Below are 21,387 nucleotides of genomic sequence, written 5' to 3' on the forward strand. Positions count from 1 at the left end.
TGCGGGATGTACACAATAAAACAGAGCGCTATGCAACCGTCTCTGCTTCAATGGGTACGATAAGGCTTGCATGATTGCCTTTTGGTCCCTGGTGTACATCGAACCGGACGGACTGCCCGGCTTTGAGCGTTCTGTAACCATCCATCTGAATGGTGGAATAGTGAGCGAAGATATCCTCGCCGCCGCCTTCGGGGCAGATGAAGCCAAACCCTTTGGCGTTGTTGAACCACTTAACAGTACCCATTTCCATGCTTCGACATCCTTCGTAAATCTTATAAGTTAAGATGGAATGAACCGGTGGTGGAGTGGGGGCTGTTCAAAACCTCGCCATCTCACGCTTGTACAATTTAGAGAAACGAAAGACGTCGTCAAGCGTTTGGCGCTGGAGATGGGACAATAATCAACCAAAGTTTGAAGCAGTTAACGCTATTGCAACGGTTTGTGACAGACATCGCGGATGACAGTAATAGATGATTGTTATCTAACATCTGAGGTAGATTCAAAGTGGTTATGCAAAATGGGTAAGACCAACGACTGGCTGGATTTTGACCAGCTGGCGGAAGATAAAGTGCGTGACGCGCTAAAACCGCCATCTATGTATAAAGTTATGTTAATGAACGATGATTACACGCCGATGGAATTTGTTATTGACGTGCTACAAAAGTTCTTTTCTTATGATGTAGAACGTGCAACGCAACTGATGCTTACCGTTCATTATCGAGGCAAAGCCATCTGCGGCATCTTTACGGCAGAAGTGGCGGAAACCAAAGTGGCGATGGTGAACGACTATGCGAGGGAGAACGAGCATCCGTTGCTGTGTACGCTGGAAAAGGCCTGATAAGGCATAAAATTGGGGGAGGTGCCTATGCTCAATCAAGAACTGGAACTCAGTTTAAACATGGCTTTCGCCAGAGCGCGTGAGCACCGACATGAGTTTATGACCGTCGAGCATTTACTGCTCGCACTGCTTAGCAACCCATCTGCCCGCGAAGCGCTGGAAGCCTGCTCCGTGGATCTGGTGGCGCTACGTCAGGAACTCGAAGCCTTCATCGAACAAACCACACCGGTGCTGCCAGCCAGTGAAGAGGAGCGCGACACGCAGCCGACGCTCAGCTTCCAGCGCGTGCTGCAGCGCGCGGTATTCCACGTCCAGTCTTCCGGACGTAGCGAAGTGACTGGCGCAAACGTCCTGGTCGCCATCTTCAGCGAGCAGGAGTCACAGGCGGCCTACCTGCTGCGCAAACACGAAGTCAGCCGACTCGACGTGGTGAACTTTATTTCTCACGGAACGCGCAAAGACGAGCCTAACCAGGCATCGGATTCCAGCAATCAGGTCAATAACAATGAAGAGCAAGCAGGCGGGGAGGATCGTATGGAAAACTTCACCACCAATCTTAACCAGCTTGCTCGCGTTGGCGGTATCGACCCGCTGATTGGCCGCGATAAAGAGCTGCAGCGCGCGATCCAGGTGCTGTGCCGTCGCCGCAAAAACAACCCGCTGCTGGTGGGTGAGTCAGGCGTGGGGAAAACCGCGATTGCGGAAGGTCTGGCCTGGCGCATTGTGCAGGGCGACGTGCCGGAAGTGATTGCCGATTGCACCATCTACTCGCTGGATATTGGCTCGCTGCTGGCGGGCACCAAATACCGCGGCGATTTTGAAAAACGCTTCAAGGCGCTGTTAAAACAGCTGGAGCAGGACACCAACAGCATTCTGTTTATCGATGAGATCCACACCATCATCGGCGCAGGTGCGGCGTCCGGTGGCCAGGTGGATGCCGCTAACCTGATCAAACCGCTGCTCTCCAGCGGCAAGATCCGCGTGATTGGCTCCACTACCTACCAGGAGTTCAGCAACATCTTCGAAAAAGACCGTGCGCTGGCGCGCCGCTTCCAGAAAATTGACGTGACCGAACCGTCCGTTGAGGAAACGGTGCAGATCATCAACGGTCTGAAGCCGAAGTATGAAGCGCACCACGACGTGCGTTACACCGCGAAAGCGGTCCGTGCAGCGGTGGAGCTGGCGGTGAAATACATCAACGATCGTCATCTGCCGGATAAGGCAATTGACGTGATTGATGAGGCAGGGGCGCGAGCGCGCCTGATGCCGGCCAGCAAGCGTAAGAAAACGGTTAACGTGGCGGACATTGAGTCCGTGGTGGCCCGTATCGCACGTATTCCTGAGAAGAGCGTCTCTCAGAGTGACCGCGACACGCTGCGCACCCTCGGCAATCGCCTGAAAATGCTGGTCTTTGGACAGGATAAAGCCATTGAGGCCTTAACCGAAGCGATCAAGATGGCCCGCGCCGGGCTGGGGCATGAGCACAAGCCTGTCGGGTCCTTCCTGTTCGCTGGCCCAACCGGCGTCGGGAAAACCGAGGTGACGGTCCAGCTTTCCAAAGCGCTGGGCATTGAGCTGCTGCGCTTTGATATGTCCGAGTATATGGAGCGCCACACCGTCAGCCGCCTGATTGGTGCGCCTCCGGGATACGTGGGCTTTGACCAGGGCGGCCTGCTCACCGACGCGGTGATCAAGCATCCGCACGCGGTACTGCTGCTCGATGAAATCGAGAAAGCGCACCCGGATGTGTTCAACATCCTGCTGCAGGTGATGGACAACGGGACGCTGACCGACAACAACGGGCGCAAGGCGGACTTCCGCAACGTGGTGCTGGTGATGACCACCAACGCCGGGGTACGTGAAACCGAGCGTAAATCCATCGGCCTGATCCATCAGGACAACAGCACCGATGCGATGGAAGAGATCAAAAAGATCTTCACGCCGGAGTTCCGTAACCGTCTGGACAACATTATCTGGTTCGATCACCTGTCTACCGAGGTGATCCATCAGGTGGTGGATAAGTTCATCGTCGAGTTGCAGGTACAGCTGGACCAGAAAGGCGTATCGCTGGAAGTGAGCCAGGAGGCCCGCAACTGGCTGGCTGAAAAAGGCTACGACCGTGCGATGGGTGCCCGTCCGATGGCGCGTGTGATTCAGGACAACCTGAAAAAACCGCTGGCGAACGAGCTGCTGTTTGGCTCGCTGGTGGACGGCGGTCAGGTGACCGTGGCGCTGGATCAGGCGAAGAACGAGCTGACGTACGACTTCCAGAGTGCGGCGAAGCACAAGCCGGAAGCGGCTCACTGAGTAGTAAGGTAAAAGCAAAACGGCAACTTCGGTTGCCGTTTTTTATTGTTTGCTCCCTCTCCCTGTGGGAGAGGGCCGGGGTGAGGGCATCATGCCGTAGAGGAATTTTGCGAGGCGCTTTCCAGTTTCTTTCGATGTCTGTTGCTGGATGAATCCACAGTAATAAAATGGCGGCGCACCTGCTAAATCAGGTGTCGGGATTGGCGTCCTGAAAGTGTGTGCAGAGACAATCTTGCGTGCATAAAGGATCACATATGACTGATATTAATGGCTTCACCCAACTCTACACCGAACTCTCCCTCAATCCCGATCTCCCAACCCTTGCTGAGCGCTGCAAACTACTCACCGAAATCCTCCTCGACTGCAAATCACTCCCGCAGACGCAGCCCGTGTGCCGTTGCCTTGGTGCATACCTGGAAGAAATGAAAACCGGCCTCACAGAATCAATGCGTGACTTTCAGGTGGTGGAATTTGAGCACGAAGCGGAAGAACCGCGACAAAAAGAGTGGCTGCTGGAAGATACAGAAACGAAATGCGACTACTGCCGGGCATTAAACCATGTGCTGCTGGTATCGCATTTTGACCGCGATATGTTGCCGCACCTGACGGGATTACTGCATGATATGGTTCATTCTATGGCGGTGGATTTAATCACTACTGTACAGCCGTGGATGACAATACATCTTCCGGTACAGCAACACTAGAGCCATAAATAAAAAAGGCCGGGATGATCCCGACCTTTTAAATATTCATCTGCCATTACAGGCGAAAACAATTAGCGACTACGGAAGACAATGCGGCCTTTGCTCAGGTCGTACGGGGTCAGTTCAACAGTCACTTTGTCGCCCGTTAAAATGCGGATATAGTTTTTGCGCATTTTACCGGAGATGTGCGCAGTTACCACGTGACCGTTTTCCAGCTCTACGCGAAACATGGTGTTAGGCAACGTATCAAGTACGGTACCCTGCATTTCAATATTGTCTTCTTTGGCCATCTAATCCTCTGGGGTATCACTACCAAGTTTTGAACCGGCAAGATAATGCCGAAATTCATCAATTAAGTAAAGAATTGCGCGTTTAAAACGCAGCAAAACAGTTTCGGCGCATTGCCCAAGCGTCACGGTACAACCGAACGGAAAGCGCATTCGTAAAGGGGATACAACAGGATAAACGTCAGGACGTTATCTGAAGCGAAGGTCCCAAACGGCGGCGGGGCAACAGGCAGAAGCTACTCTGCGGCATAATTATAACACCCTCACAAAAAATATGCGGAAAACATTTAGGCATTGGGCATAAAGAGCGTTCTCGGTATCCAGAAGTCGCGCGGGAGCTTCTGCTGGCGGCTGGCATCCAGATGTTCGATGTACTGGCGTCGCGGGATCTCAACGGCGCCGAGGGAGGCCGTATGCTCATTGAGGACCTGACAATCGATCAGGTTTCCGCCGCGTTGCGCGAATTCCTGGCAGAAAATGAGCAGCGCGGTTTTCGAGGCGTTCACCGCGCGAGAGAACATCGACTCGCCGCAAAACAGCGTCCCTTGCGCCACGCCGTACATGCCGCCGACGAGTATGCCGTCTTCCCATACTTCGATGGAGTGAGCGTAGCCAAGCTCATGAAGCTGGTGGTAGGCGGTAATAATATCGCGGGTTATCCACGTCCCTTCATGGCGGTCTTGCGCACAGCCTTCAATGACCTGACCAAACGCGTGATTGAGGGTGACGCGGTATGGAGATTTGGCATGGAAACGCTGCATGCTGCGGCTGAGGTGAAACTGCGCTGGCCACAGCACGGCGCGCGGATCGGGCGACCACCATAAAATCGGGTCGCCGGGAGAAAACCACGGGAAGATGCCGCGCTGGTAAGCCATCAAGAGCCGTGCAGGGCTGAGGTCCCCACCCAGGGCCAGCAGCCCATTGGGCTCACGTAGCGCTCCCTCCGGCGACGGGAACGCAATGTTATGACGAGAAAGCTGGACCAGGCGCATGACAGCAAAACTCCAGTACGCGAGTGAGGACGCTACAAATATAGTCTACAGACGCTGTTTAAACTGGTAGTAGCGACCCTGTTTCGTCAACAGCTCTGCGTGACTACCTTGCTCAATAATGTGTCCGTTGTCCATCACAATTATCCGATCAAAACTTGCCAGTCCACGCAGGCGGTGTGTGACCATCAGCACGGTTTTCCCTGCCATCACATTCGCAAGTAAATCAAGGATTTGACTCTCAGTCGTCGCATCCAGTCCTTCAGTCGGTTCGTCGAGCAGCATCAGCGGTGCATCATGCAGCAGCGCACGCGCAATCGCCAGACGGCGCAGTTCTCCACCGGAGAGCTGACGACCACCTTCACCCAGCCAGCTGTTCAGCCCGTCGTCCTCAAGCAGTTTTTGCAGCCCGACCTGTTCCAGCGTGGCGCGAAGCGCGTCGTCCGAAGCCTCCGGCGCGGCCAGTAAAAGGTTATCGCGCAGGGTGGCGCTAAACAGATGCACACGCTGTGGAACGACGCTGACGGTCTTACGTAGCGCCTGCTCGCTGAAATCTGTCAGCAACGTATTATTGAAGCGAATCTGGCCGCGCTGCGGATCCCAGGCGCGGGTCAACAACTGTAGCAGCGTCGATTTGCCGCAGCCGGTGCGGCCAAGGATCGCAATCCGCTGCCCCGCATCAACTGACAGAGTGATACCTTCCAGCGCATTCTGCGCCTGTTTGTCATAGGCGAAGGTCACGTCATCAAGCGTCAGCGTCACCTGCTCAGGCACCGCGGTCTGTGCTGCGCTGAACGTTACCTCAGGCTCCTGCTCAGCAATCTGTGTGATGCGCAGGGCAGAGGCGATCACCTGACCAAGATGCTGGAAAGCGCCCGTTACCGGTGCCAGCGCTTCAAAAGCGGCCAGCGCGCAGAAAACGAAGAGGGCAATAAGCGGACCTGGCTGAGGATTACCGCCAACTCCGCCGGAAGCCAGCCACAGCATGGCAATCACCGCCACGCCGCCGATCAACATCATCAGCGCCTGAGAGAAGGCCGTCAGTTCCGACTGACGGCGCTGGGCTTCGTGCCAGTTCAGCTCCGTACTTTCCATCCGGGCGCGATAGCGCTTGCTGGCGCCAAAAATGGTCAGCTCTGCCTGCCCCTGAAGCCAGGAGGTCAGCTGCTGGCGGTAATCGCCGCGCAGACGCGTCAGGTTTTCCCCCGTGGATTTTCCGGCGCGGTAAAACAGCGGCGGCAGAATAATGAGCGTTAACAGCATGATCCCGCCGAGCGTTAGCGCAACGGGAACATCCAGAACAGCCAGCCCCAGCGTGACCACCACAATCACCACAAACGCGCCCACGATCGGGGAGATCACGCGCAGGTAAAGGTGATCCAGCGTATCGACATCCGCAACGACACGGTTCAGTAATTCACCCTGACGAAAACGCGCCAGCCCGGCAGGGGAGAGGGGCAGCAGTTTGCTGAAGGTGTAGATACGCAGATGCTGCAGGACGCGGAACGTGGCGTCGTGGCTGACTAAACGCTCGAAATAGCGTCCGGCCGTGCGGGTAATGGCTGTACCGCGAACACCTGCCGCCGGAAGCATATAGTTGAAGCTGTATAATCCGGCGAACCCCGCCACGGCCGAGGCCGACAGAAACCAGCCGGAAAGCGTGAGCAGGCCGATACTGGCGAGCAGCGTCACAATGGCCAGCACAATCCCCAGCGTCAGCATCCATTTATGGCGTTTATAGAGTGCAAGATAAGGCAGCAGAGCACGCATCAGATGTCCTCCTGACGGTTTGCCAGCAGGGCGGCAAACGGCCCCTGCGCGGCAACGAGTGAGGCGTAATCGCCTTGTTCAACAATACGTCCGTTTTCCATCACCCAGATCTCGTCCCAGTCAGCAATCCCTTCCAGCTGATGGGTAACCATCAGCGTGGTTTGCTGCAAGGAGGCGGCGTTCAGCGCCGCCATGACGCGCTGCTCACTGTGTGCGTCCAGACTGGCTGCGGGTTCATCCAGCAGCATCAGCTGGCACGGGTTAAGCAGAGCGCGGGCAACGGCCACGCGCTGCGCCTGTCCAACCGACAGCCCGGCAGACTGGTCGCCGACCACGGTATCTATACCTTGCGGGAGCATCGGCAGAAACTCGCTGACCCAGGCGCGGTCGAGAACCGATTGCAGTTCATCTTCACGCGCGTCCGGGCGCGCCAGCAGAACGTTTTCACGCAGCGTAGAGGCAGGCAGTTGCGGGTTTTGTCCCACCCAACTGAGCTGTTGACGCCAGGCGTCAGGATCGAGATGACGCAGTTCGGTTTTGTTGATCCGCAGTGAACCGGTGTAGGCCATAAAACCGGATAACGCATTCAGCAGAGAACTTTTCCCGGAACCGCTGGTGCCAACCAGCACCACGCGCTTTCCGGCCGGCAGGGTGAAGTTCAGCGGGCCTGCCAGCACTTTCCCTTCCGGCGAGAGGATGCAGAAATCGCTCGCGTCGAGGGTTACCGGCTCTTTGCTGTTCAGCGTCACGTCACCCCGATCCGGATGCGCCAGCGGCGTCTCCAGGAATGTTTTCAGGCTATCGGCTGCGCCAACTGCCTGCGCTTTGGCGTGATAGAACGTCCCCAGGTCGCGAAGCGGCTGGAAAAATTCCGGGGCCAGGATCAGCGCCAGGAAACCGGCGGAAAGGGTCACTGCCGTGCCGTAATGACCGAAATCCAGCGCGCCCAGATAGGAGAAGCCAAAGTAGACCGCCACGAGGGCAATAGACAGCGAGGTAAAGAACTCCAGTACGCCGGACGACAGGAATGCCAGGCGTAACACCTCCATGGTGCGCTGACGGAAGTCCTGCGATGCCCGACGAATGTTTTCGGTTTCCGCTTCACCACGACCAAAAATGCGCAATGTTTCCATGCCGCGAAGACGGTCCAGGAAATGGCCGCTTAAGCGCCCCAATGCCAGGAAGTTACGGCGGTTGGCATCCGCAGCACCCATTCCGACCAGCGCCATAAAGAGGGGTATCAGCGGCGCGGTGCCCATCAGGATCAGCGCCGCCATCCAGTTCACCGGGAAGATGGCGATCACAATCAGCAGCGGAACGAAGACGGCAAGCGCCATTTGTGGCAGATAGCGTGCGTAGTAGTCGTGCATATCGTCAATCTGTTCAAGGATCAACGTCGCCCAGCTTCCGGCCGGTTTACCCTGGATCCACGCGGGCCCGGCTTCCTGCAGACGATCGAGCACCTGACGGCGGATCTCGTAGCGGATATGCTGTCCGGCATGGAAACCGACGCGCTCGCGCAGCCACACCACCCATGCGCGCAGGATAAAAATCAGGACCAGGACGATAAAAGGCATCAGGAGCGCTTCGCGCGGAATGTTCTCCATGATCATGTGGTTAAGAATGCGGGCCAGCAGCCATGCCTGGGCAACAATCAACAGACCACTGACAAACCCCAGAACACGGGAGATCGTAAGCCAGCGGCGGGAAATAACGCTTTGCTGTTTCAGCCAGCGTGTTAACTCTTGTTGACGGGTTTTTTCCATTGCGTATTTTGCAGGTGACGTTATAAGAAATTAGACATCTGCATGTTACACGCGAGCAAAAATAAAGGCGACCTGTGGCCGCCTTTATTTACGTTTGTTACTGACTTGTAAAGATTATTTACCTTGTTCAGCCAGTCCATCAAGATAGCGTTCTGCGTCCAGCGCGGCCATACAGCCGGTGCCCGCAGAGGTGATCGCCTGACGGTAAATATGGTCCATCACGTCACCGGCAGCGAACACGCCAGGGACGCTGGTTTGAGTTGCATTACCGTGAATACCAGACTGCACCTTGATGTAGCCGTTTTCCAGTTCCAGCTGACCTTCGAAGATGGCGGTATTCGGGCTGTGACCGATTGCCACAAACAGGCCAGCCACGTCCAGCGTTTCGACGTTATCGGTGTTCTGGGTGTCACGAATGCGTAGTCCGGCAACGCCCATCTGATCGCCCGTTACTTCTTCCAGGGTGCGATTGGTGTGCAGCACGATGTTGCCGCTCGCCACTTTATCCATCAGACGTTTGATCAGGATTTTCTCGGCGCGGAAAGTGTCACGACGGTGGATCAGGTGCACTTCAGAGGCGATGTTTGCCAGGTAGAGCGCTTCTTCCACGGCGGTGTTGCCGCCGCCGATAACCGCGACTTTCTGATTGCGATAGAAGAAACCGTCGCAGGTTGCGCAGGCAGAGACGCCGCGGCCTTTAAACGCTTCTTCAGACGGCAGGCCGAGGTAGCGGGCAGAGGCGCCGGTGGCGATAATCAGCGCGTCACAGGTGTACTCGCCGCTGTCACCCGTCAGGCGGAACGGACGGTTCTGAAGATCGACCTTGTTGATATGGTCGAACAGGATTTCAGTTTCGAATTTCGCGGCATGCTCGTGCATGCGCTCCATCAGCAGCGGCCCGGTCAGGTCGTTCGGGTCGCCCGGCCAGTTTTCCACTTCTGTGGTGGTGGTCAGCTGACCGCCTTTTTCCATACCGGTGATCAGTACCGGTTGCAGGTTAGCGCGTGCAGCATAGACCGCCGCGGTATATCCCGCAGGTCCGGAACCAAGGATTAGCAACTTACTGTGTTTGGTCGTGCCCATGAGATCCCCATTGTTGTTGGCAGGCAATGGGCTGGATTGTAGGGAATTTGTTGCCGTAAAAAAAGAGCACTGGAGTTTTGCTTTCGATATATGCAATAGCTACGCCCGATGGATATGACGCAGTGTTATCACGTCTGCTGCTGAAAATCGCGCGTTTATAAGGCAGTAAAATGAGGATTAATACCCCTCCGTAATGAATATCCGGCATCTTGTACTAAAAATCGATGTTTTGCTTTGACAATCCCCTGCGCTTTTGCGAAAACATTCAAGGAAGAAAAAAAACCGCGTTAACCGTATGCCGCATAGGCATGCACGTAAATGCCATTTTTACCGTGTCAGTGAAATCTACGCATGGCGTGGACAGACGCCATACGTGATGTCGGTGACGGCCTTCGGGCAACGGTCTTCTTACCAATAGAACCCGAATCCGCATCGCGTCAAATACATAACCAGGCGATGTGATGACTAACGGGTACAGGCTCTGAACAGTGATGTGCACAGGGTCCAGGCAGGAGTAGGGAAGGAATACAGAGAGACAATAATAATGGTAGATAGCAAGAAGCGCCCTGGCAAAGATCTCGACCGTATCGATCGTAACATTCTTAATGAATTGCAAAAGGATGGGCGTATTTCCAACGTCGAGCTTTCAAAACGTGTGGGTCTTTCCCCGACGCCGTGCCTTGAGCGTGTGCGCCGACTGGAAAGACAGGGTTTTATTCAGGGCTATACGGCTCTGCTGAACCCGCATTATCTGGATGCCTCACTTCTGGTATTTGTTGAGATTACTCTGAATCGTGGTGCACCGGATGTGTTTGAGCAATTTAACGCCGCTGTACAAAAACTTGAAGAAATTCAAGAGTGTCACCTGGTGTCCGGTGATTTCGACTACCTGTTGAAAACCCGTGTGCCTGATATGTCCGCCTACCGTAAGCTGCTGGGGGAAACCCTGCTGCGTCTGCCAGGCGTGAACGACACCCGTACTTATGTGGTGATGGAAGAGGTCAAACAGAGCAATCGTCTGGTTATTAAGACGCGCTAACACGGAACAGGTGCAAAATCAGCGTAGTTTGATTACACTCCTGTTAATCCATACAGCAACAGTGCCGGGGAGTCCCGGCGCTGTTGTCCGTTTTAGCAAACAGGCAGGATATGCCTGATACCTGGAGAGCCTTTCTTGAGCCAGGAATACACTGAAGACAAAGAAGTCACACTATCGAAGCTAAGCAGCGGACGTCGTCTCCTCGAGGCTTTGCTGATTGTTATTGCTCTTTTTGCCGTCTGGCTGATGGCAGCCTTACTCAGTTTCAACCCTTCCGATCCCAGCTGGTCACAAACCGCATGGCATGAACCTATCCATAATTTAGGTGGTGTACCCGGTGCCTGGCTTGCGGACACGCTCTTTTTCATATTCGGTGTGATGGCCTACACCATTCCCGTCATTATCATCGGCGGATGCTGGTTTGCATGGCGTCATCGTCAGAACGATGATTACATCGACTATTTTGCGGTTTCCCTGCGCCTGATTGGCGCGCTGGCACTGATCCTCACCTCCTGCGGGCTGGCGGCGATTAACGCCGATGACATCTGGTACTTCGCCTCCGGCGGGGTCATTGGTAGCCTGCTCAGTTCTGCGTTACAGCCCATGCTGCACAGCAGCGGTGGCACGCTGGCGCTGCTGTGCATCTGGGCGGCAGGATTGACGTTGTTTACCGGCTGGTCATGGGTGAGCATTGCCGAAAAAATCGGCAGCTTTATTCTCACGATCCTGACGTTCGCCAGCAACCGGACCCGCCGCGACGATACGTGGGTCGATGATGACGACTATGAAGAGGAATACGATGAGGAAGACGAGGCCCCGGTACAGCGTCGTGAATCTCGTCGTGCCCGTATTCTGCGCGGTGCCCTGGCGCGTCGCCAGCGCGTCGCGGAAAAATTTGCCAACCCGCTTGGACGCAAAACGGATGCCGCGCTCTTCTCCGGTAAACGTATGGATGAAGACGAGCAGGTTGAGTACCGTGCCGCGGGTGCCGCTGTCGATCCTGATGATGTGCTGTTCTCCGGCAGCCGTGCTACCCCGGGTGAATTTGACGAATACGATCCGCTGCTGAACGGCCATACGGTCACCGCACCGGTTGCGGCAGCCGCAGCCGCCACGACTGCCGCGCAGGCGTATGCCGCGCCTGTCGAAGCCGTGATGCCCTCCGCGCCGGTTCCACCACCAGAATCCGTTATTCAGCAGCCAAACGTTGCGTGGCAGACCGCGCCCGGTGTTCATACGCCGGAGCCCGTTATCGCGCCTGAACCTGAAAGCTATATTCCTGTGCAGCAGGAACCGTGGCAGCAGCCTTACCAGCCGCCGCAACCTGAGTATGAACCGCAGCACTATGAGCAGCCTGTGGCCCAGCCGTATCAGGAATATGTGCCTGAACCGGTTGAACCTGCGCAGCCATATGCAGAGCCTCAGCCTGAACCTGAGGTGATGGAAGAGGTGAAACCGTCTCGTCCGCCAATGTACTATTTTGAAGAAGTTGAAGAACGCCGCGCCCGTGAACGCGAGCAGCTGGCGGCCTGGTATCAGCCTGTGCCTGAACCCGCGCAGGAGCCCGTTACGAAGGCACCTTCAGTTTCGGTTCCGCCGGTCGACGCGACGCCTGCGGTTGCACCTGTCGCCGAAAGCGTGAAGCAGGCCACCGTGGCCGCTGCTGCTGCCGCACCTGTCTTCAGCCTGGCAACGGGTGGCGCACCGCGTCCTCAGGTGAAAGAGGGGATTGGTCCACAGTTGCCACGCCCTAACCGCGTTCGCGTTCCTACCCGTCGTGAACTTGCCTCTTACGGCATCAAACTGCCATCCCAGCGTATGGCCGAAGAAAAAGCACGTGAGCCGGACTACGAAGATGACGCAGATGACATGCAGCAGGACGAACTGGCTCGCCAGTTCGCGGCACAGCAGAATCAACGCTACGGTGAAGAATACCAGCACGATGAGCCCGCTCTGGACGATGAAGATGAAGCAGCAGAGGCAGAGTTAGCGCGTCAGTTCGCGGCAACGCAACAGCAGCGCTACTCCGGTGAACAGCCAACGGGTGCCAACCCGTTCTCATTGTCTGATTTCGAGTTCTCACCAATGAAAGACCTGGTGGATGATGGTCCGAGTGAGCCTTTATTTACCCCGAGCGTGATGCCTGAAGCTGAACCTGTGCGTCAGCAGCCTGCCCCGCAGGCCTACGCGCAGCCGCAACAACCGGTTCAGCAGCCGTATGCTCAACCGCAGCAGCCACAACACCAGCCACAACACCAGCCGCCGCAGTTCCAGCAGCCAGCGCCACAGCCGCAGGAGAGCCTGATTCACCCGCTGCTGATGCGTAACGGTGACAGCCGTCCGCTGCAGCGTCCAAGCACGCCGCTGCCGTCACTGGATCTGCTGACGCCGCCCCCTGCTGAAGTCGAGCCGGTTGATACTTTTGCTCTGGAGCAGATGGCCCGTCTGGTGGAAGCCCGTCTGGCTGACTTCCGCATTAAGGCGGATGTGGTGAACTACTCTCCGGGTCCGGTCATCACCCGTTTCGAACTGAACCTGGCGCCGGGCGTAAAAGCCGCGCGTATTTCTAACCTGTCTCGTGACCTGGCGCGTTCTCTGTCGACCGTGGCGGTGCGTGTGGTGGAAGTGATTCCGGGTAAACCGTACGTGGGTCTTGAACTGCCGAACAAAAAACGTCAGACCGTCTACCTGCGTGAAGTGCTGGACAACACCAAGTTCCGTGATAACCCATCCCCACTGACCGTCGTGCTGGGTAAAGATATCGCCGGCGATCCGGTGGTGGCAGATCTTGCGAAAATGCCACACCTGCTGGTGGCCGGTACGACCGGTTCCGGTAAGTCCGTCGGGGTGAACGCCATGATCCTCAGCATGCTCTACAAAGCGCAGCCGGAAGATGTGCGTTTCATCATGATCGACCCGAAAATGCTCGAACTGTCCGTCTACGAAGGTATCCCGCATCTGCTGACGGAAGTGGTCACCGACATGAAAGACGCTGCCAACGCCCTGCGCTGGAGCGTCAACGAGATGGAACGCCGCTACAAGTTGATGTCTGCATTGGGCGTGCGTAACCTGGCTGGTTATAACGAGAAAATCGCTCAGGCGATGCGCATGGGACGTCCAATTCCGGATCCTTACTGGAAGCCGGGCGATAGCATGGATGCCCAGCATCCGGTGCTGGAAAAACTGCCTTATATCGTCGTGCTGGTGGATGAGTTCGCTGACCTGATGATGACCGTCGGTAAGAAGGTGGAAGAGTTGATTGCTCGTCTGGCGCAGAAAGCGCGTGCGGCCGGTATTCACCTTGTGCTGGCCACCCAGCGTCCTTCGGTGGACGTTATTACGGGTCTTATCAAAGCGAACATTCCGACGCGTATCGCCTTTACCGTATCAAGTAAAATTGACTCCCGTACCATTCTTGACCAGGGCGGCGCAGAGTCGCTGCTGGGTATGGGGGACATGCTCTATTCCGGCCCGAACTCCACCTCTCCGGTGCGTGTCCACGGTGCGTTCGTCCGCGATGAAGAAGTTCACGCCGTCGTGCAGGACTGGAAAGCACGCGGTCGCCCACAATATGTGGACGGTATTACCAGCGATACGGAAAGCGAAGGCGGCGGCGGTGGCTTTGACGGCGGCGAAGAGCTGGATCCGTTATTCGATCAGGCGGTTAATTTCGTCACCGAAAAACGTAAAGCCTCGATCTCTGGCGTCCAGCGTCAGTTCCGCATTGGCTATAACCGCGCGGCGCGTATCATCGAACAGATGGAAGCCCAGGGCATCGTGAGCGAGCAGGGGCATAACGGTAACCGCGAGGTGCTGGCGCCGCCGCCGTTTGATTAACCTTCAGCGATTGCAAAGAAGGGTAAATCAGCCAAAATTAAGCATTTTCTTCTGTCGCCTGCCTTCGGGCAGGTCCAGAATAGATGACGGAAACCCCATTTCGGGAAGACGTATTTTAAGGAATAACAATGAAAAAAATCGCCATCGCCTGTGCATTACTCACCAGTTTTGTTGCCAGCAGCGTCTGGGCTGATGCGGCCAGCGACCTTAAAAGCCGACTGGATAAAGTGAGCAGCTTCCACGCCAGCTTCACGCAGAAAGTGACTGACGGCAGCGGCAACGCGGTGCAGGAAGGTCAGGGAGATTTGTGGGTAAAACGCCCGAATCTGTTTAACTGGCACATGACTCAGCCGGATGAGAGCATCCTGGTCTCTGACGGTAAAACACTGTGGTTCTTCAACCCGTTCGTTGAGCAGGCCACGGCAACCTGGTTGAAAGATGCCACCAGCAATACGCCCTTTATGCTGATTGCCCGCAACCAGGCCAGCGACTGGCAGCAGTACAATATTAAGCAGAACGGTGATGAGTTTGTCCTGACGCCGAAAGGCAGCAACGGCAACCTGAAGCAGTTCACCATCAACGTCAGCACCAACGGGACCATCAATCAGTTCGGCGCGGTTGAGCAGGACGATCAGCGCAGCAGCTACCAGCTCAAGTCTCAGCAGAACGGCGCCGTGGATGCATCGAAATTCACCTTTACCCCGCCGCAGGGCGTAACGGTGGACGACCAACGCAATAAGTAAGAGGCATGAGTGAGCAATCTGTCGCTCGATTTTTCAGATAATGCGTTTCAACCTCTGGCCGCTCGTATGCGGCCAGAAAATTTAGCGCAGTACATCGGCCAGCAGCACCTGCTGGCTGCGGGGAAACCCTTGCCGCGGGCCATTGAGGCCGGGCATTTGCACTCCATGATCCTCTGGGGACCACCCGGGACCGGCAAAACGACCCTCGCTGAAGTGATTGCCCGCTATGCCAACGCTGACGTCGAACGTATCTCGGCGGTCACGTCCGGCGTAAAGGAGATCCGTGAGGCAATCGAGCGCGCGCGCCAGAACCGTAATGCCGGGCGCCGCACCATCCTCTTTGTCGACGAAGTTCACCGCTTCAACAAGAGCCAGCAGGATGCTTTTCTGCCGCATATCGAAGACGGCACAATTTTCTTCATCGGCGCGACCACCGAAAACCCCTCGTTTGAACTGAATTCGGCGCTGCTCTCTCGCGCCCGCGTTTACCTGCTCAAATCCCTGACCACCGAGGATATCGAAAAGGTTTTGACCCAGGCGATGGATGATAAAGCACGCGGCTACGGCGGGCAGGATATCGTTCTGCCTGACGAAACGCGCAGGGCGATTGCGGAGCTGGTTAATGGCGATGCGCGCCGCGCGCTGAACACCCTGGAAATGATGGCCGATATGGCCGAAGTGGATGATGCCGGAAAGCGGGTGCTGAAGCCGGAACTCCTGACCGAAATTGCCGGTGAGCGCAGCGCGCGTTTTGATAATAAAGGCGATCGTTTCTACGATCTGATCTCGGCGTTGCATAAGTCCGTCCGCGGCAGCGCCCCGGATGCGGCGCTTTACTGGTACGCGCGCATAATCACCGCGGGTGGCGATCCGCTGTACGTAGCGCGCCGCTGTCTGGCCATTGCCTCAGAAGATGTCGGCAATGCTGACCCGCGCGCCATGCAGGTTGCCCTTTCTGCCTGGGACTGCTTTACCCGCGTGGGCCCAGCAGAAGGCGAGCGTGCGATTGCGCAGGCGATTGTCTATCTGGCCTGCGCGCCGAAAAGCAATGCTGTCTATACCGCGTTTAAGGCCGCGATGTCGGACGCACGTGAACGCCCGGATTACGATGTGCCGGTTCATCTGCGCAACGCGCCAACCAAACTGATGAAGGAGATGGGCTACGGGCAGGAGTATCGCTATGCGCATGACGAGCCCAACGCCTATGCCGCCGGGGAGGAGTATTTCCCGCAGGAAATGGCACAAACCCGCTATTATCACCCTACAAACAGAGGTCTTGAGAGCAAGATTGGTGAAAAGCTCACCTGGCTCGCCGGACAGGATCAAAATAGCCCTATAAAACGCTACCGTTAGTTCGATCGTTGCGGTAATGTTGGCATAGTATCCTTGTGACCGCAGGCTGTGGTCACATTTTCCTATTTTAATTCGATAAGCACAGGATAAGCATGCTCGATCCCAATCTGCTGCGTAATGAGCCAGACGCAGTCGCTGAAAAACTGGCACGCCGGGGCTTTAAGCTGGATGTAGATAAGCTGCGCGCTCTTGAAGAGCGTCGTAAAGTTCTGCAGGTACAAACTGAAAATCTGCAGGCAGAGCGTAATTCTCGATCGAAATCCATTGGCCAGGCGAAAGCGCGCGGGGAAGATATTGAGCCATTACGCCTGGAAGTGAACAAACTGGGTGAAGAGCTGGATCAGGCGAAAGCCGAGCTGGACGTTCTTCAGGCCGAAATTCGCGATATTGCGCTGGCGATCCCGAACATTCCTGACGACAGCGTGCCTGTCGGCAAAGACGAGAACGACAACGTTGAAGTGAAACGCTGGGGTACGCCTCGCGAGTTCGACTTCGAGGTGCGCGATCACGTCACGCTGGGCGAAATGCACGCGGGTCTGGACTTTGCGGCCGCGGTTAAGCTGACCGGTTCTCGCTTCGTGGTGATGAAAGGCCAGATTGCCCATCTGCACCGTGCGCTGGCCCAGTTCATGCTGGATCTGCACACCGAGCAGCACGGTTACAGCGAAACCTACGTCCCGTATCTGGTCAACCACGATACGCTGTACGGTACGGGTCAGCTGCCGAAATTTGCCGGCGACCTGTTCCATACCCGTCCGCTGGATGAAGAAGCAGACAGCAGCAACTATGCGCTGATCCCTACCGCAGAAGTGCCGCTGACTAACCTCGTGCGTGATGAGATCATCGACGAAGACGAACTGCCGATCAAACTGACCGCACACTCTCCGTGCTTCCGTTCTGAAGCGGGATCTTATGGCCGCGACACCCGTGGTCTGATCCGTATGCACCAGTTCGATAAAGTCGAGATGGTGCAGATTGTTCGTCCGGAAGACTCCATGGACGCGCTGGAAGAGATGACGGGTCACGCCGAGAAAGTCCTCGAGCTGCTGGGCCTGCCGTATCGTCGTATGGCGCTGTGCACCGGTGATATGGGCTTTGGTGCCTGCAAAACCTTCGACCTGGAAGTGTGGGTACCTGCGCAGAACACCTATCGTGAAATCTCCTCCTGCTCTAACGTCTGGGATTTCCAGGCGCGCCGCATGCAGGCACGCTGCCGCAGTAAATCTGACAAGAAAACCCGTCTGGTGCATACCCTGAACGGCTCTGGTCTGGCTGTGGGTCGTACGCTGGTTGCCGTGCTGGAAAACTATCAGCAGGCAGATGGCCGTATTGAGATCCCTGAAGTGCTGCGCCCATACATGAAAGGTCAGCAGTACATCGGCTAAATATGTGCCTCAAAACAAAAAAAGCGCCTTCGGGCGCTTTTTTTGTGCCTGTGAATTGATACGACGCAATACCCCCTGCCTCTAAAGTAGTAATACTCCTCCGAATGAAAGTCAGCAGAAAAAGCTGATAACGAATAATTTCGTTATATATAAAACTACATAGCGGTTTGTGCCGCCTCTCTTTTCTTTGTGAGCAACCAAAGTGAGTCTCTATGAAAATCAACGCGCCTGAAGAATTGCTGGCTGCCGAGGTCACTCGCCGTGGTTTGATGAAAACCACGGCAATAGGCGGCCTGGCTGTAGCCAGCAGCGCTTTCACGCTCCCTTTTACCCGACTGGCGTCAGCGGCGGATGCACTATCCCCGGCCTCAGTCCCGGAAAAAGTGGTGTGGAGTGCCTGTACGGTAAACTGCGGTAGCCGTTGCCCGCTGCGTATGCACGTAGTGGATGGCGAAATAAAATATGTCGAAACCGACAATACCGGGGACGATAACTACGAAGGGTTACATCAGGTTCGCGCCTGTCTGCGTGGCCGCTCCATGCGTCGTCGCGTCTATAATCCGGATCGTCTTAAGTACCCAATGAAGCGCGTGGGTAAACGTGGGGAAGGGAAGTTCGAGCGCATTAGCTGGGATGAAGCCTACGATATTATCGCCACCAATATGCAGCGGCTGATCAAAGAGTATGGCAACGAATCCATCTACCTGAACTACGGTACCGGAACGCTGGGCGGCACGCTAACCCGCTCCTGGCCACCGGGAAAAACGCTGGTGGCGCGTCTGATGAACTGCTGCGGCGGTTATCTTAACCACTATGGTGACTACTCCTCTGCACAAATCGCCGCAGGACTGAATTACACCTACGGTGGCTGGGCAGACGGCAACAGCCCGTCTGATATCGAAAACAGCAAGCTGGTCGTTCTGTTCGGGAACAATCCGGGTGAAACGCGTATGAGCGGCGGCGGGGTGACCTACTACCTCGAACAGGCGCGTGCTAAATCCAATGCCCGCATGATCATTATCGATCCGCGCTATACCGACACCGGTGCAGGACGCGAAGATGAGTGGATCCCAATCCGCCCAGGTACCGATGCCGCGCTGGTCTCCGCGCTGGCGTGGGTGATGATCACTGAAAATCTCGTCGATCAGCCGTTCCTGGATAAATACTGCGTCGGTTATGACGAGAAAACCCTGCCAGCCAGTGCCCCATCTAATGGCCACTACAAGGCGTATATTCTCGGTCAGGGCAGCGACGGCGTGGCGAAAACGCCGGAGTGGGCGTCTACCATCACCGGTATTCCGGTCGAGCGTATTGTTCAACTGGCGCGTGAAATTGGCTCAGCCAAACCGGCCTATATCAGCCAGGGGTGGGGACCGCAGCGTCATGCGAACGGTGAAATTGCCACCCGCGCAATCTCCATGCTCTCCATTCTGACCGGCAACGTGGGGATTCATGGCGGTAACACTGGTGCGCGTGAAGGCTCATATGAAGTCCCGTTTGAACGTATGCCAACGCTGGACAACCCGGTGCAAACCAGCATTTCCATGTTTATGTGGACCGATGCGATTGAACGTGGCCCGGAAATGACCGCCTTGCGCGACGGCGTGCGCGGTAAGGACAAGCTGGACGTGCCGATCAAGATGATCTGGAACTACGCCGGTAACTGTCTTATCAACCAGCATTCGGAAATCAACCGCACTCATGAAATCCTGCAGGACGACAAGAAGTGCGAGATGATTGTGGTGATCGACTGCCACATGACCTCCTCGGCAAAATACGCCGACATTCTGCTGCCGGACTGCACCGCGTCTGAGCAGATGGACTTCGCGCTGGATGCCTCCTGCGGCAACATGTCTTACGTGATCTTCACCGATCAGGCGATCAAACCGCGCTTCGAGTGCAAAACCATCTATGAGATGACCTCCGAGCTGGCGAAGCGTCTGGGCGTTGAGCAGCAGTTTACCGAGGGACGTACTCAGGAAGGCTGGATGCGCCATCTGCATGAACTCTCCCGCAAAGCCATCCCAGACCTGCCGGATTTCGATACCTTCCGCAAGCAGGGCATGTACAAACAGCGCGATCCTGAAGGGCATCACGTTGCCTACAAAGCGTTCCGCGAAGATCCGCAGGCGAACGCGCTGACTACGCCGTCGGGCAAAATTGAAATCTACTCCGAAGAACTGGCGAAAATTGCGTCTACCTGGGAGCTGCCGGAGGGGGACGTTATCGATCCGCTGCCGATCTACACGCCAGGATTCGAAAACTATAACGATCCGCTCACGGCGAAATTCCCGCTGCAGTTGACCGGTTTCCACTATAAAGCGCGCGTTCACTCCACCTACGGTAACGTCGACGTACTGAAAGCCGCCTGCCGCCAGGAGATGTGGATCAACCCGATGGATGCGAAAGCGCGTGGTATTAACAATGGCGATCGCGTGCGCATCTTCAACGGCCGCGGTGAGGTACACATTGAAGCCAAAGTCACGCCACGCATGATGCCAGGCGTCGTGGCGCTGGGAGAAGGGGCATGGTACAGCCCTGATGCCAACCGCATCGATCAGGCAGGCAGCATTAACGTACTGACCACGCAGCGTCCGTCGCCGCTGGCGAAAGGCAACCCGTCTCACACAAACCTTGTTCAGGTTGAAAAGGTTTAAGGAGTAACCGATGACAACCCAGTATGGATTTTTCATTGATTCCAGCCGTTGCACCGGGTGCAAAACCTGCGAGCTGGCCTGTAAAGATTACAAAGATCTCACCCCAGACGTGAGTTTCCGTCGCATCTACGAATACGCCGGAGGCGACTGGCAGGAAGATAACGGTGTCTGGCATCAGAACGTGTTTGCCTATTACCTGTCGATTGCCTGTAACCACTGCGAAGACCCTGCCTGCACGAAGGTCTGTCCGAGCGGGGCGATGCACAAGCGTGAAGACGGTTTCGTGGTCGTGGATGAAGATGTTTGTATCGGCTGCCGCTACTGCCATATGGCCTGCCCGTACGGCGCACCTCAGTACAATGCCGCCAAAGGGCATATGACCAAGTGCGACGGCTGCCACTCTCGCGTCGCGGATGGCAAAAAACCGATCTGCGTCGAGTCCTGTCCGCTGCGCGCGCTGGACTTTGGCCCTATTGAAGAACTGCGTCAAAAACATGGTCAGCTTGCTGCGGTAGCACCGCTGCCGTCCGCGCACTTCACGAAGCCGAGTATTGTGATTAAACCTAACGCCAACAGCCGTCCTACAGGTGATACCACCGGCTACCTGGCAAACCCGAAGGAGGTGTGAG

At 56.1% G+C, this 21,387-nt stretch carries 16 protein-coding genes; 10 read left to right on the plus strand and 6 right to left on the minus strand.

The genetic code is table 11. From position 1 onward, the window contains the following. Positions 1-28: 28 nt before the first annotated feature. A complete protein-coding gene (gene cspD, locus L383_RS20750; protein ID WP_008499993.1) occupies positions 29-250 on the minus strand; it encodes a cold shock-like protein CspD in 222 nt (73 codons plus the stop codon). A 267-nt stretch (positions 251-517) separates the two neighbouring features. On the opposite strand from cspD, the gene clpS reads away from it, so the two are divergent. The 3 genes from clpS to L383_RS20735 all read left to right on the plus strand — a co-directional run bounded on the left by clpS (position 518) and on the right by L383_RS20735 (position 3,849). Next, the gene (gene clpS, locus L383_RS20745) at positions 518-838 is read left to right on the plus strand and encodes an ATP-dependent Clp protease adapter ClpS (RefSeq protein WP_006174393.1); all 321 of its coding nucleotides are present in this window, start codon (positions 518-520) and stop codon (positions 836-838) included. Positions 839-865: 27 nt separating this feature from the next. Then, the gene (gene clpA, locus L383_RS20740) at positions 866-3,145 is read left to right on the plus strand and encodes an ATP-dependent Clp protease ATP-binding subunit ClpA (protein ID WP_023332530.1); all 2,280 of its coding nucleotides are present in this window, start codon (positions 866-868) and stop codon (positions 3,143-3,145) included. Between the two features lie 254 nt (positions 3,146-3,399). Then, positions 3,400-3,849, plus strand: coding sequence for a hypothetical protein (locus tag L383_RS20735; RefSeq protein WP_023332531.1), 450 nt, complete (start codon positions 3,400-3,402; stop codon positions 3,847-3,849). 71 nt (positions 3,850-3,920) lie between these two features. Here L383_RS20735 and infA read toward each other — a convergent pair whose 3' ends face one another. From infA to trxB, 5 genes are all read right to left on the minus strand, one after another. Then, complete coding sequence (gene infA / locus L383_RS20730; protein WP_002211347.1) at positions 3,921-4,139, minus strand: translation initiation factor IF-1; 219 nt, start codon at positions 4,137-4,139, stop codon at positions 3,921-3,923. A gap of 284 nt (positions 4,140-4,423) precedes the next feature. Next, positions 4,424-5,128 carry a leucyl/phenylalanyl-tRNA--protein transferase gene (gene aat, locus L383_RS20725; RefSeq protein ID WP_023332532.1) on the minus strand — a complete coding sequence of 235 codons (705 nt, stop codon included), beginning with the start codon at positions 5,126-5,128 and terminating at the stop codon, positions 4,424-4,426. Between the two features lie 45 nt (positions 5,129-5,173). Further along, entirely contained in the window at positions 5,174-6,895 is a 1,722-nt protein-coding gene (gene cydC, locus L383_RS20720; RefSeq protein ID WP_023332533.1) for a heme ABC transporter ATP-binding protein/permease CydC, read from the minus strand. After that, entirely contained in the window at positions 6,895-8,661 is a 1,767-nt protein-coding gene (cydD, locus tag L383_RS20715) for a heme ABC transporter permease/ATP-binding protein CydD (protein WP_023332534.1), read from the minus strand. Before cydD ends, cydC begins: the two co-directional genes overlap by 1 nt. Positions 8,662-8,775: 114 nt before the next feature. Beyond that, complete coding sequence (gene trxB, locus L383_RS20710) at positions 8,776-9,744, minus strand: thioredoxin-disulfide reductase (RefSeq protein ID WP_023332535.1); 969 nt, start codon at positions 9,742-9,744, stop codon at positions 8,776-8,778. Between the two features lie 544 nt (positions 9,745-10,288). Here trxB and lrp point away from each other — a divergent pair. The 7 genes from lrp (at position 10,289) to L383_RS20675 (ending at position 21,386) form a co-directional block, all read left to right on the plus strand. Next, positions 10,289-10,783, plus strand: coding sequence for a leucine-responsive transcriptional regulator Lrp (lrp, locus tag L383_RS20705; RefSeq protein WP_000228469.1), 495 nt, complete (start codon positions 10,289-10,291; stop codon positions 10,781-10,783). 135 nt (positions 10,784-10,918) lie between these two features. Beyond that, a complete protein-coding gene (gene ftsK / locus L383_RS20700) occupies positions 10,919-14,620 on the plus strand; it encodes a DNA translocase FtsK (RefSeq protein WP_023332536.1) in 3,702 nt (1,233 codons plus the stop codon). Positions 14,621-14,748: 128 nt separating this feature from the next. Further along, positions 14,749-15,363, plus strand: a complete 615-nt coding sequence (lolA, locus tag L383_RS20695) for an outer membrane lipoprotein periplasmic chaperone LolA (protein WP_014883204.1) — start codon at positions 14,749-14,751, stop codon at positions 15,361-15,363. Positions 15,364-15,372: 9 nt separating this feature from the next. Further along, entirely contained in the window at positions 15,373-16,716 is a 1,344-nt protein-coding gene (gene rarA / locus L383_RS20690) for a replication-associated recombination protein RarA (protein ID WP_023332537.1), read from the plus strand. Between the two features lie 92 nt (positions 16,717-16,808). Then, on the plus strand, positions 16,809-18,101 hold the full coding sequence (serS, locus tag L383_RS20685; protein ID WP_023332538.1) for a serine--tRNA ligase: 1,293 nt from the start codon (positions 16,809-16,811) through the stop codon (positions 18,099-18,101). A 212-nt stretch (positions 18,102-18,313) separates the two neighbouring features. Further along, complete coding sequence (dmsA, locus tag L383_RS20680) at positions 18,314-20,758, plus strand: dimethylsulfoxide reductase subunit A (RefSeq protein WP_023332539.1); 2,445 nt, start codon at positions 18,314-18,316, stop codon at positions 20,756-20,758. 10 nt (positions 20,759-20,768) lie between these two features. Next, entirely contained in the window at positions 20,769-21,386 is a 618-nt protein-coding gene (locus L383_RS20675) for a DMSO/selenate family reductase complex B subunit (protein ID WP_014883208.1), read from the plus strand. Position 21,387: the final 1 nt, after the last annotated feature.

Source organism: Enterobacter sp. MGH 37 (assembly GCF_000534515.1).
GTDB classification, from domain to species: domain Bacteria; phylum Pseudomonadota; class Gammaproteobacteria; order Enterobacterales; family Enterobacteriaceae; genus Enterobacter; species Enterobacter kobei.